This is a genomic window from Paenibacillus aurantiacus (genome assembly GCF_042431225.1).
In the GTDB taxonomy this organism is placed as follows: Bacteria; Bacillota; Bacilli; order Paenibacillales; family Paenibacillaceae; genus Paenibacillus_Z; species Paenibacillus_Z aurantiacus.
This window is the reverse complement of the sequence record NZ_JBHMDO010000033.1, coordinates 14,754-27,181: the sequence shown is the minus strand read 5'-3', so window position 1 is coordinate 27,181 and position 12,428 is coordinate 14,754. Positions and strand designations below refer to the sequence as shown.

Annotated in this window: 8 protein-coding genes; all 8 read left to right on the top strand. The window is 57.6% G+C overall.

All coding sequences use genetic code 11. The features are described 5' to 3' along the window. Nucleotides 1-87 precede the first annotated feature (87 nt). The 8 genes from ACFFSY_RS19140 to ACFFSY_RS19105 all read left to right on the top strand — a co-directional run bounded on the left by ACFFSY_RS19140 (nucleotide 88) and on the right by ACFFSY_RS19105 (nucleotide 12,300). Nucleotides 88-1,125, top strand: coding sequence for a carbohydrate-binding family 9-like protein (locus ACFFSY_RS19140; protein ID WP_377496979.1), 1,038 nt, complete (start codon nucleotides 88-90; stop codon nucleotides 1,123-1,125). Next, on the top strand, nucleotides 1,122-3,776 hold the full coding sequence (locus tag ACFFSY_RS19135) for a transglutaminase-like domain-containing protein (RefSeq protein WP_377496977.1): 2,655 nt from the start codon (nucleotides 1,122-1,124) through the stop codon (nucleotides 3,774-3,776). Before ACFFSY_RS19140 ends, ACFFSY_RS19135 begins: the two co-directional genes overlap by 4 nt. Continuing rightward, a complete protein-coding gene (locus tag ACFFSY_RS19130; protein ID WP_377496975.1) occupies nucleotides 3,773-4,807 on the top strand; it encodes a glycoside hydrolase family 18 protein in 1,035 nt (344 codons plus the stop codon). The genes ACFFSY_RS19135 and ACFFSY_RS19130 overlap by 4 nt, the downstream gene beginning before the upstream one ends. A 120-nt stretch (nucleotides 4,808-4,927) precedes the next feature. After that, nucleotides 4,928-6,166, top strand: coding sequence for a DUF5667 domain-containing protein (locus ACFFSY_RS19125; protein ID WP_377496974.1), 1,239 nt, complete (start codon nucleotides 4,928-4,930; stop codon nucleotides 6,164-6,166). Nucleotides 6,167-6,482: 316 nt separating this feature from the next. After that, on the top strand, nucleotides 6,483-8,021 hold the full coding sequence (locus ACFFSY_RS19120; protein ID WP_377496972.1) for a sigma-70 family RNA polymerase sigma factor: 1,539 nt from the start codon (nucleotides 6,483-6,485) through the stop codon (nucleotides 8,019-8,021). Between the two features lie 381 nt (nucleotides 8,022-8,402). Then, a complete protein-coding gene (locus tag ACFFSY_RS19115) occupies nucleotides 8,403-9,962 on the top strand; it encodes a spore germination protein (RefSeq protein WP_377496970.1) in 1,560 nt (519 codons plus the stop codon). Next, nucleotides 9,959-11,176, top strand: a complete 1,218-nt coding sequence (locus ACFFSY_RS19110) for a Ger(x)C family spore germination protein (protein ID WP_377496968.1) — start codon at nucleotides 9,959-9,961, stop codon at nucleotides 11,174-11,176. The genes ACFFSY_RS19115 and ACFFSY_RS19110 overlap by 4 nt, the downstream gene beginning before the upstream one ends. Continuing rightward, on the top strand, nucleotides 11,173-12,300 hold the full coding sequence (locus tag ACFFSY_RS19105; RefSeq protein WP_377496966.1) for a GerAB/ArcD/ProY family transporter: 1,128 nt from the start codon (nucleotides 11,173-11,175) through the stop codon (nucleotides 12,298-12,300). The genes ACFFSY_RS19110 and ACFFSY_RS19105 overlap by 4 nt, the downstream gene beginning before the upstream one ends. The last annotated feature ends 128 nt before the right edge of the window (nucleotides 12,301-12,428 follow it).

Sequence of the window (12,428 nt, the reverse complement as noted above, 5' to 3'; positions counted from 1 at the left end):
TTTGGAGCGTTGGATATACCACAAACTGGTATAAAGTAACGACATGTATCTATAAAGTAACGACATACAGTTAGGAGAGATGCGTGGATGAACCGAAGCGGGGTACCTGTGCCGTACGGAGCTTATAATCCGAAACGCTATACTTGCAGGCGCGCATCGGAGGCGCTCGCGCTAGACGGACGGCTTGACAAACCGTTCTGGTCGGCAGCGGCATGGACGGATGACTTCGTCGACATTGAAGGCGATCTGCGGCCGAAGCCCGCGAAGCGGACGCGAGCGAAGATGCTGTGGGACGACGATTATTTCTATGTCGGGGCGGAACTAATCGAAGACCAAATATGGGCGACGCTGCGGGAGAGAGATTCCGTCATCTTCTATGACAATGATTTCGAAATCTTCATTGATCCCGACGGCGACTCCCATCAGTATTACGAGCTGGAGATTAATGCGCTCAATACCGTCTGGGACCTGCTGCTCGTCAAACCTTACCGCGACGGCGGACCGGCCGTTAACGGGTGGGATATCCGGGGGCTTCGAACGGCCGTGCATATCGACGGCGTGCTGGGCGATCCATTCGCCGACAATCGGATGTGGAGCGTGGAGATCGCGCTGCCTTGGTCCGCGCTGCGGGAATGCGCGGCAGAGGGCCGTCCGCCAGCAGCCGGCGAGTTCTGGCGCGTCAACTTCTCCCGCGTGGAGTGGCAGACGGAAGTGCGGGATGGGCAATACCAGAAAGTCGTCGATCCGCGAACCGGCAAGCCGTACTCCGAGGATAACTGGGTATGGTCGCCGATGGGTCTGATCAATATGCATTATCCGGAACTATGGGGTTATGTCATGTTCGCGGACGACCAAGGACCGGATACATTCGAGCTTCCGCCTGACGAGACGATCAAATGGGAGCTGCGAAGGCTTTACTACGCCGCACGCAATTTCCGAGCGAAGCATGGAACATATCCGTACGACCTCCAGCAAATTATGGGCGCCGACGAAACGTGGGCCCTTGCGCCAAAACTGGAGACGACGAGCGGCATGTTTCAAATTACGGCACCTGCCGCGGATGGCGTATCCATCTACTGCATCCGCGATGACGGCAAGCTATGGAAGGAGTCGATCGGCCAATGACGAAGCTGCATCCAACCGTATTCTCCATGGATCAGGAGACGATGGAACGAATCGAGCGGAAGTTCCAAGCCAAGGCGGAACTGGCGAAGAACAGGGCGCGCGAGCTATTCGGCGTACTCGATAACGCGCTGACCGCAGAAGAGAGCTGGGCGCTCAAATTATTGTTCGCGTATATGCCGGTCAACGATCTGGCTGATTATGACGGAGAACTGTTCTTGCGTCATGTACGCCGCACGCTTGCGATACGAGATCAGATGCCATGGGGACATCGCGTTCCCGATCATCTGTTCCTGCATTTCGTCCTGCCTTACCGGGTTAATACCGAGAACATCGAGGATTCCCGCGGCATGCTGCATGCCGAGCTTGCAGAACGGACGAAGCATCTGTCGATGGCGGATGCGATTCTGGAGACGAACTACTGGTGTCACGAGAAGGCGACTTACATCGGCAGCGATCTGCGTACCTTATCGCCGCTTGCGATGATCCGCAATGCGCGCGGCCGCTGCGGCGAGGAGTCCACGCTTGCGGTCGCGGCGCTGCGCAGCATCGGCATTCCAGCCCGTCAGGTGTATACGCCGCGCTGGGCGCATTGCGACGACAATCATGCCTGGGTCGAAGCGTGGGCTGACGGACACTGGCATTATATCGGGGCATGCGAACCCGAAGCGCGGCTTGACCAAGGCTGGTTCACGCCGCCGGCGCGCCGGGCGATGCTGGTGAACACCCGAATCTTCGCGAACTATCCGGGACCTGAGGCGATCACGCTGGCTGATGATTGGTATACCGAGATCAATTTGCTCTCGAATTATGCCCGCACGCGAACGATAACCGCGGCTGTTAAGGATGAGCAGGGGATGTCAATCCAGAGGGCGGAGGTTTATTTCGAGGTCTACAATTACGCAGAGCTGTACCCGCTTGCAGCATTGCCGACGAACGAGCAGGGAGAAGCGTCCTTCACGACGGGCTTCGGCGATCTGGTCGTCCGTGCGGTGAAGGCGGGCAATTGGGGCGAGGCGTTCATGCCTTCGGCGCACGGCGACCGGATTGAGCTCGTGCTTGATCAGACGGGGCAGCGGGGCGGCGCAATCGAGCTGGACATCGTTCCGCCTCCGGAGACCGAAGGCGACCCGCAGCCGCCGCTGGACGAAGTACAGCTGACGCGGCATCAATACCGTCTCGAAGAAGGAACCAAGCTGCGGACCGCGTACGAAGGAACGTTCCCGAGCGATGCCGATGCCGCGAGGGTTGCCGAAGCGGCCGGTCTGCCAACGGACCGCGTAGTGGAGGTGCTGCGCAAGGCGAGAGGGAACAGCCGCGAGCTTGCCGCATTCCTCCAAGAGAGCGCCGCCTCGCATGGTAACTGGGCGCTGCATCTTCTGGAAAGTCTGAACGAGAAGGATCTGATTGATACGTTCCGCGAGACGCTCCAGGATCATCTGACTGGCTCGCTGGCTGTTCGCGGCGAGCTTCCAGACGGCATCTTCGAGCAGTATGTCCTATGTCCTCGCGTGCTCTATGAGATGCTCGTCCCGTACAAGCGATATTTTCAAGAGGCGTTCACGTCGGAGCAGACTGAGGCGTTCATCGCGGAACCCGGCAAGGTAGCTCGCATGCTCGAAGACGGTTTCGTGCTATGGGAGGACCTGCCGAATTTGAAGGGCAAGGGCAATCCGGTCGGCACCTATCGGCTTATGCGCGGGGACGCGATGTCGCGTAATATCCTCTTCGTCGCGATCTGCCGCAGCCTTGGCATTGCGGCCCGCTTGCACCCGAGCGAGCAGAAGCCGCAATATCTCGCGGCGGATGGCGGGTGGACGGATGCTATTTTTACAGGTGATCGGATCGGCGCGCATCAGGAAGCACCCGCATGCGGGAAGCTGGTCCTGCTGAAGGACCCGGAGGCGGAAGCATCGGCTCCGCAAGCATCGTACGCGGAGAACTTCTCGCTCGCCCGCCTGGAGAACGGCGTCTATAAAACGCTGCTCTACCCGCACGGCACATCCGACGTGTATGATGCGCCATTCGAGGTTGAGGCCGGCCAATATCGAATCATAACCGGCGTTCGGATGAATGATGGCTCCGTGCGGACGCGATTGGCCTATGTCGACGTGATCGCAGACGAAGAGACGCACGCGACGCTCATCTTCCGGACGACTGCGGCAGAATTGCCTGATCTGGGCGCAGTACCGGTTGAGAACGCGTATTGGCTGCCAGATGGAACGAGCCGCTGCTTCGGCGAGCTGATTGGCGAACAAGGGGCTATCGCCGCCTGGATCGAGCCGGAACGGGAGCCGTCCAAGCACTTGCTGCGGGAGTTCGGCGAGCTGTCGGACGCTTATGTGCAGGCGGGGGCGCCGATTATCCTCGTCGTCGAAGCTTCGCAAAGGAGCGGAACGTTCGAGCCGGCTAACGATCCGAATCTTCCTTCCACAGTCGTATTCGTGCAAGCGACCCTAGAGAGCGGGGGATTGCCCGCTTACCTTGAGCGGCCGGCGGCCAGCGAAGCCGGCTGCCCGCATCTGGTCGTCATCGATCGAAGTCATCGGATTCGATATTCGGTATCGGGGTATCGAATCGGAACCGGCAAGGAAGCGCTGAGCGCGTTAACGCGCGTTATTCAGAGCGAAATCGAAGGAGGGGAACGGACATGACGAAACAATCTTACATTGCGGCTGGTTATGTCGGCGATGCCAACTTAGCGGAAATCACGCCGGAGGCGCTGAACAAATTGACGCATATGAACGTGGCGTTCGGCCATGTACGGGACGATGCGATCACGACGGCGCATTTGAAGAATTTAGAACAGCTGACCATCATTAAGCGCGACCATCCGGATCTGTGCGTGCTGCTGTCCGTCGGCGGCTGGAGCGCCGGCGGATTCTCGGAAGCGGCCGCGACCGAGGCGGGACGAAGAAGCATGGCCGAATCTGCCGTGCGCGTCATCAAGGCGCATCCGTTCGACGGCATCGACCTGGATTGGGAATATCCATGCTACGGCGAGGCCGGCATCGGCGCAAGCCCGGCGGACCGGGACAATTTCACGCTGCTGCTGAAGGAGATTCGTGAAGCGCTGGATCGGCAAGGCGAGCTTGACGGCCGGCATTATTGGCTGACGATCGCGGCGGGCGCCGACCAATATTACGTGGACGGGACGGAGATGGCGGAAGCGCAGCGTTACTTGGATTTCGTCCAGCTGATGACTTACGATATGCGCGGCGGCTTTCAGATTCTGACCGGCCATCATACGAATCTGTATACGCCGACGGGTGACTTGTTTCGCATTAGCGCCGACGCGTCGGTTAACTTATTCCTGCAAGCAGGGGTGCCAAGGGAGAAGATCGTCATCGGGGCGGCGTTCTACTCCCGGATGTGGCAGCAGGTGCCGAACCGGAACCAGGGCCTTCATCAGATGGCGGGCACGACGGGCGGCTACGGACCGGACTTCACGAAGCTTGCGGCCCACTATATCGACAAGAATGGATATGTCCGTTACTGGGACGAGGAAGCCCGCGCGCCATATTTGTTCAATGGCGACACGTTCATATCCTACGACGACGAGCAATCCATTGGTTGCAAATGCGATTATGTCAAAGCGCGCGGGCTGGCGGGGATCATGTTCTGGGAGTTCGCGTGCGATCGGACGCATCGGCTGCTGGACGCGATGCATCGCGGTCTTCGATAGAATCGAGGCGAGCAGGTAGATATTTACTGATTGGCCGGAACCCCCTCAAAAGCAAATCGCCATCCGTATACTTATGCAATGCTGCAGCACATAACCTAACAAGAACGGATGGATGACTATATGCGTACAGGGATTCAAGTTATCATCGCCAAAACGACCGTCGCGAGTCTGCTTGCACTTTCCCTCGGAGCGGGGTCGGCATGGGCGGATGACCTCGGCAACACGGCCACGAAGAATACGACGGACGCTTCCGTCGCGGTTAGCACGAACGCTTCCGTGACGTCAAGCGCGACTACGAATACGGCGAACGCTTCCGAAACGGCAAGCGCGGTCGAAGTCGAAGATGACGCGCCATCTTTGCTGCCGGGCGATTTCTTCTATTTCGTGAAATCGATCTATGAACGCATCCAGCTCGCATTCGCTTCCGACGATATGGAAGAAGCGATTCTGCTAGCGCAATTCGCCCAAGAACGGCTAGCCGAATCGGCCGCGCTGCTTGCGGAAGGCAAGACGCAAATCGCGGAGGATACTCTGCAGCGTTCGCTCTCGGAGCAGCAGCTCGCGGTCGATACAGCCGCTTCCGTCGTCGGTTCGGAACCGGCGGAGCAGACTGCGAAGCTTGCGGCTGGGGAAACAACATCTGCTGGCATGGTGACCGAAGCGAGCGCGACAACCGCAGATTTGACGACTGCCGTAACGGACGATGAGGGCGAGGACCACGACGTAGACCAAGTCAAGGACCAAGACGAAGATCAAGCCAAGGACGATGATCAAGATGAAGACCAGGACAATGACCATGAACAGGACATCGTTGATCCTGAAGCGGCGTACAAAGTGAAGCATTCACTTCAGCATAACATCGTAGCGCTGACTGCAGCTCTGGAGAAGGTGCATAATCCGAAAGCGCAGCAGTCGCTGCTCAAAAACATTACGAAGTCGTTCGCCCATCTGGAGAAGAAGCTGACAAAACTAAGCAAGAAGGCGGCTGCACGTACAGCACGAGCAACGACGACTGAAAACGAAGCCGTTCCGGCGACCGAAGTTGCTTCGGCACCGATCGCGGCCGTTGCTCAGACGGCATCCATCGCAGTTGTCGCCCCGACTGCCGTACAGGCGGCTACCCCTAAGGCGGAAGAAGCGGATGACGGCAAGTTCACGGCCGCTCGCGACGAATCGGAATCGACCGAGCATGACGAACATGACGAGGATCAGAAGATAACGAAAGCAAGCGAGCATAAGGTCAAGAAAGTGAAGCAACAGCAGCATAAGAAAGAGAAGCATCAGAAGCAGCAGAAGCAGACCGGCAAAGCATCGAAATCGCATGGCGATGACGACAATGACGATTCGAACGAACAATAAGCTGCGATAAATTCGAAATAACCCGCGTCGATGTCGATATTCCTTAACGCAATCGACCGAGCCTAGTCCGCGTATTCGCGGACTTTTTTGCTATTCAGCGAGGATGCTGAGCGCATGAATTGCGCGTTTTATTTGCTGTAATTTTGCTATAAATCGAGGATGCACGACGTAAGGAAGCGCGCTGTATGGACAATCGTCATCAATCGCAAGTTGCTCTTCATGACCGTCTCTAGCAAAATAAGAATCAGCGCATGTAACCATTCCAAGTCTTACCGGCACTATAGAATAGAGACGTGAGAAAGGAGCGGGGGAACGCTTGAGAGAATGGATTGAAGCGGCGCAGACGGGAGACCGCGAGTCCTTCGAGCGGCTTGTCCGGCACTTCCGGCCGCTGGCTTGTACGATTGCATACGACCGGCTGGGCGATTCTTACTTGGCAGAAGACGCCGTACAGGAAGCCTTCACCGAAGCCTTCCTGTATATCGATCAGGTCCGCGAGCCGAGCGCGTTCGCCGGCTGGCTAAAACGGATCGTCATCCGCCAATGTCTGCGGCTGCGACGCCGCAAGACGCATCCTTCGGCCATGCTGGAGGAAGCCGATGCGATCGCGGACACATCGCCCGGCGTACTGGAACAGGTCGAACTGCGGGAACTGCGTCAGCTCGTGCACCAGGCTGTCGACGGATTGCCTTCGAAGCTGCGGATCGCCGTCTCGCTGTTCTATCTAGAGGGCCAACCGATCCGGACAATCGCGGAGGCGCTCGACACCACGCCATCGGCGCTGAAGAAGAGACTGTTCGAGGCCAGGAGCAAGCTCAAAGGCGCACTGCCCGTCCGCGATCTGATCCATGTCTACCGTCAATTATCCGAAGGGGGAGTCAAGATGCTGCATATCGTCAATGGCGACGTCTTCGGCAGCAAGCTGAAGCAGAGCCAAATACCGGGGGAGGTGTTGGTATGGCGGGAGATCTACACGGTGGGACCTGTCTTCACCGAACCCGCGGAACCGGAGAATCGCGCTGCCCGGGCAGCGTATATAGAGCAGGCGCTTGGCGTTCCCCAGGCGGAATTTATCCGGCATGGCGAGGAACAGGAGAGGGCGCTGGCGGCCTACCAGGACTACGACGAAGTCGTGCTTTGGTTCGAATACGATTTGTTCGATCAGACGATGCTCGCCTATCTGCTGCACTGGTTCTCGGAACGGCCGCTCGGTAAGACGAAGCTGAGCTTGCTCTCGATCGGCGCATTCCCGGGCATTGCGTCCTTCCGAGGACTCGGCCAATTGAACCTTCGGCAGGTGGAGACGTTATCCGGCTTGTGGCAAGCGGTCTCCGGCCGGGAGCTTCGGCTTGGCGCCGACCTATGGCAGGCGTTCACGGCGGACACCGCGGACCCGCTCGTCGAACTGCTCAAGGGCGATACGTCCGCGCTGCCATTCGCGCGGGAAGCGTTCCTTGCGCATCTATCCAAGTTCCCTTCGGTTCGTAACGGTCTTGGCTCGATCGAGCAGGCTACCTTGGACGTGCTGACAGAAGGGACGCGCACGCCAATCGAGCTCTTCCGGTTGATATGCGAGCAGCATCATGTGCTGGGCATGGGGGATCTGGAATACTGGAGCATCTTGAAGACATTGGCCGGAGGCGATGAGCCGATCGTACGAGTCGACGGTTCGGAGACATTCCCGAGCTTCCAAGGGGTGCCGGACAATTTCGCGTCCAGCCGGATCGGCCTGACGGAGCTGGGTAGTCTGGTGCAGGAAGGAAAGGCGGACCGTGTCGCTCGCTGCGGCATCGATCAATGGTACGGGGGCGTACATCTTCACGGCAGAGGAGAGGTCCTGCGTCGGGATTGGTAAACAGTACGCGGAGCAATGCAAGTCGTCCCGTGATCCGAGTTGATTCGACGGCAGCGGCATTCGAAACGGTCAGGCAGATAACGCAGCCGGTGATCGCGCTTCGGGCGGAAGCTGCTCGTGAATGAAGAAGGATGCCGTCCCCTCGCGCGGGCGGCATCCTTCTTGCGCGTTCAAGCGCCGGTTTAGAAATATTGAAAGGTCCGTTTGCCTTTGGCCTTGGCCCGGTACAGCGCATTGCCCTGATTCGTCTTCGTAAGCGCGCTTATGAAGATCAGCTTGTCCGGCCCTTTTGTCCCTTATAGCGGACCAGTGGCGAATCCTGTATAAAATATTAGCCATCCAAACAAAATAACGGAAATACGAATGCAAGGTGATGCGCGTATGTTTGCCCGTAGAATGATTCGGCAAGCCGGTACCGGTTCTACTGAAGCCGGCAGTCCGGATTCGCAGCCCGCGACGCCTGTGTATCCAAGCGTACAGCAAAATATCGAATGGCTGGATAATGCTGTCGGCCACAGCGCCGATCTCGTCGTTCGCCCGGTTAATTCGCCGTCTTCACAGCACGCGCCGCTCATGCTCGCCTATTTGGACGGTCTTGTCGATCAAGCGTCGATCAACCGCCATATCGTGCATGCTATTCAACAAGCCGCTCCGGGGACGGCAGATGGCGATCGCGATTGGCTAAGCCGGCTTCAGAATGCCGTTATCTCGGCGGGTTCGATCGATACGCACGACAATCTAGAGGATGCCGTTCAAGCCATGTTGAATGGCATGTGCGTGATTTTCGCCGAACAAGCCGGCGTTGCCCTTGTCGCCGAGGCGAGCGGGGGCGAGCAGCGAAGCGTGGAGGAGCCGAGCACCCAGGGCGTTCTGCGCGGTCCGCAGCGCGGCTTCACGGAGAATATCCGGACGAATGTGGCGCTCGTCCGCCGGATTGTCCATTCCGCGGAACTCCGCTACGAAGAGCGGTTGATTGGCCGCAGGACCCGCACCAGCGTCGGCTTGCTTTATATGCATGATATCATCGACGATCGTATTCTGACGACTGTGCGCGAACGGCTCTTAGCCATCGACATCGACGGCGTGCTGGAGAGCGGCTATATCGAAGAGTATATTCAAGAGAAGACATGGACACCTTTCCCGACGCTGCTTAACACCGAGCGTCCCGACGCGGCAGCAGGGGCGTTGCTGGAAGGGCAGTTCGTCATCTTGGTGGACGGCACGCCATTCGTGCTGCTTGGACCCGTCACGTTCCATAAGTTCTTTCAGTCGCCCGAAGACTATTATCAACGTTTCGACATTGCGACATTCCTTCGCCTGATCCGCTACGGCGGGTTCGTTTTTTCGATGCTGCTCCCGGCGGTCTATATCGCCGTTACGACCTTTCATCAAGAGACGCTGCCGACGCTGCTGCTTATTAGTCTGCTCGGCCAGCGGGAAGGTATCCCGCTCCCCGCGCTCTTCGAGGCGTTCTTGATGGAGCTTACGTTCGAGGTATTGCGGGAGGCAGGAGCTCGCATGCCGCGAGCGATCGGACCGGCCATCTCGATCGTCGGCGCGCTCGTGCTCGGGCAAGCCGCGGTGCAAGCTGGGCTCGTGTCGCCGGCGATGATCATCATCGTGGCCTTCACCGCCATCTCCAATTTCGTCATGCCGCAGCTGAATATCGCGATTGCCGCGCGCCTCATCCGTTTCGCATTAATGCTTGCGGCTGGCGCGCTTGGCTTCTTCGGCATCTTCGCGGGGATCGTGGTCATTGTCATCCACCTGAGCGGATTGAAGTCATTCGGGGTTCCTTACATGGCTCCGCTCGCTCCGTTCATCCCGACATCGATGCGGGATACCTTGATTCGGGCGCCTCTGCGCTCGATGCTTACGCGTCCGCTCGTTCTTCATCCGAAGGATCGGAAGCGGCGTCCAGAGGGGAGCGAGAAGCCTTGATCAGACGGCACAGCGGATGGAAACTGGCGTTCATCTTGGCGATCAGCCTCTTCATCAGCGGCTGCTGGGACCGCAACGAACTGAACGAGCTCGGGGTCATCTCCGCGACGGGCATCGATTGGAAGGATGGCAAGTGGGTCGCGACGACCCAGATGGTCCTTCCGCTCAGTACGATGGGAGAAGGAACGGGCAAGCAATTAAGCATCGCGCCGGTCGACGTCTTCATGATGGAAGGAGAGGGCATTCGGAACACATTCCGCAAAGCATCGCTGGAGACGACGCGGAAGTTATACTTCTCCCACAACCAGGTCGTCATAATCGGCGAAGATGCCGCCCGGCAAGGCATTGATCCATTGCTCGATGTCTATCTTCGTAATATGGATGCCAGGGAGGATGTCATCATGTTTCTGACGAGGGGCAGCGCGAGCGACATACTTCGGCAGATCTCGCCAACGGAATGGAATCCGGGGAACGGGCTGCGCAAATTAATCGAGATGGAGGATGAACAGACGTCGCGGATGCGCGCCATGAACATTTTCGCCGTCATTTCGGAGCTGCTGGGTCCGACCCAATCGACGTCGATACCGGAGATCCGGGTCTCCGGCAATCCCGAGACGCTGTCCTCGGTCGAAGCGCTGAAGAAATCGAAGTTAGACGCCAGATTAAAGCTCGGCCGGCTTGGCATCGTGAAACGGAACAAGCTGGTCGGCTGGGTGAAGCTCGACGAATCGTTCGGCATGATGTGGCTTGGGAATCATATGGAACAGGGGTATGTTCCTTTCGATTGCGAAGATGGAGAAGGTTCGCGGAGCGCAAGCTTTCGCGTCATCCAAGCCCATACGAAGGCGACGCCTTATCTCGTTCAAGGCCAGCTTCGCATGAAAGTCACTGCACGGGTGAAAGGCGTGATCGATGATTTCACCTGCAGAGACGATCTGGCCAAACTCGATGTCGTTAAGCGGCAAGAAAAGCACGTCGAGGAGGAAATTACGATGTTAATGGAGAAGGGCTGGAAGGCGCTGAAGAATCTGAAGACGGACTCGGTCGGCTTCGGAACTCGGGTATACGAACGGTACCCCAAGCTCTGGGCGAAGATAAAGGATGACTGGGACGAGCAGTTCGTGAAGCTTTCTCCCGAGTTTCGCGTGAGCGTACATATCGATGGGACGGGAAGCAGCAATCCATCCATCTCCTCCTATCAGCGCAAACAATGAAGACGGGCAGCCAAACAACGGTTGAGCCGATCGGGAAATATCAGTTCATGACCGCGATCATCTTGTTCGAAATCGGCAGCACGCCGATGTTCCTGCTTGGCCGCGATGCGGGTCAGAACGCCTGGATGAGCATGGCTGTTGGCGCTGCGGCAGGATTCGTCGTCCTCCTGATGTGTCTGAGCCTGCAGCGATTATCCGGCGAACAGGATTGGACGGAAATGCTGCTGAGACGGCTTGGCAAATGGGCTGGCGGTTCTTTAGCCATGCTTTACGCGATCTTGTTCGCCTACGAGTCCATGCGCAACGTAAGGGATTTCGGGGGCATGGCGAATGGGACGATATTGCCGCAGACGCCGATATGGATCGTCATGCTGATCATATCGGCCATCGCTTGCTATGGCGTCGCCAAAGGGATCAATGTGCTGTTTCGCACGATTGAGCTGTTTTTCCCTTTTGTTGCGCTAAGCTACTTTACGATCATCTTGTTCTTCATCATCTCGGATCTGCCCGATTCGCACCGCTTGCGGCCCATGCTGGATCAAGGCGTCGGACAGGTGCTGGGGCATGCACTGCCGGAGCTGATTTCGTTCCCATTCGGTCAAGTGTTCGTATTCCTTCTCTTCTGGAGGTATGCGAAGGACCCCAAGCAAGTCGTGAAAGTGAGCATGACTGCTTACGGGATTGTGTCGCTGTTTCTGACGGCGATGAGCGTGCTCACCTTGTCGATACTCGGGCCGAATGTCGCCAAGCTCGTCTCCTATCCGTTCCTGGAAGCGGTCCAGCTAATTCATATCGCGGATTTTCTGGAGCGGCTCGATATTTTCGTCACGTTAATTATTTTCTTGGGCTTGTTCGTGAAGCTGGTGGTGTTCTACTTGGCTTCGAATGCGGTGCTGTGCCGTGTTGCGGGTTTGTCTTGGCGCGCAGGCGCGATCATCCTGGGACCGCTGATCTTCGCCGCGTCCTTCCTCGAACCGAATCAGACGTTCCACATCTGGCTGGGGTTGAAGGTACAGGTAAAGTATGCCTGGATATATCAGGCGCTGGTGCCATTATTGCTGCTTGCTCTCACCATGCTTGCGATTCGAAAAACGGGCCATGTTCGTCCGAAAGAAGAAGTGTAATGACCGCTGACGCGCAAGTCGCGAGCTTCCTATTCTTGCCACGTATGTTCAGTCCCTTTTAGCTGCAAAGTACGATATGGGGCATTACGGATATCCGTGTTGCTAATCAGATCGGAAGGGGATTCGTG

Excerpts from the sequence above, each read along its gene's own strand:
- ACFFSY_RS19140 (WP_377496979.1), top strand. The coding sequence starts at position 88 with ATGAACCGAAGCGGGGTACCTGTGCCGTACGGAGCTTATAATCCGAAA.
- ACFFSY_RS19135 (WP_377496977.1), top strand. The coding sequence starts at position 1,122 with ATGACGAAGCTGCATCCAACCGTATTCTCCATGGATCAGGAGACGATG.
- ACFFSY_RS19130 (WP_377496975.1), top strand. The coding sequence starts at position 3,773 with ATGACGAAACAATCTTACATTGCGGCTGGTTATGTCGGCGATGCCAAC.
- ACFFSY_RS19125 (WP_377496974.1), top strand. The coding sequence starts at position 4,928 with ATGCGTACAGGGATTCAAGTTATCATCGCCAAAACGACCGTCGCGAGT.
- ACFFSY_RS19115 (WP_377496970.1), top strand. The coding sequence starts at position 8,403 with ATGTTTGCCCGTAGAATGATTCGGCAAGCCGGTACCGGTTCTACTGAA.
- ACFFSY_RS19105 (WP_377496966.1), top strand. The coding sequence starts at position 11,173 with ATGAAGACGGGCAGCCAAACAACGGTTGAGCCGATCGGGAAATATCAG.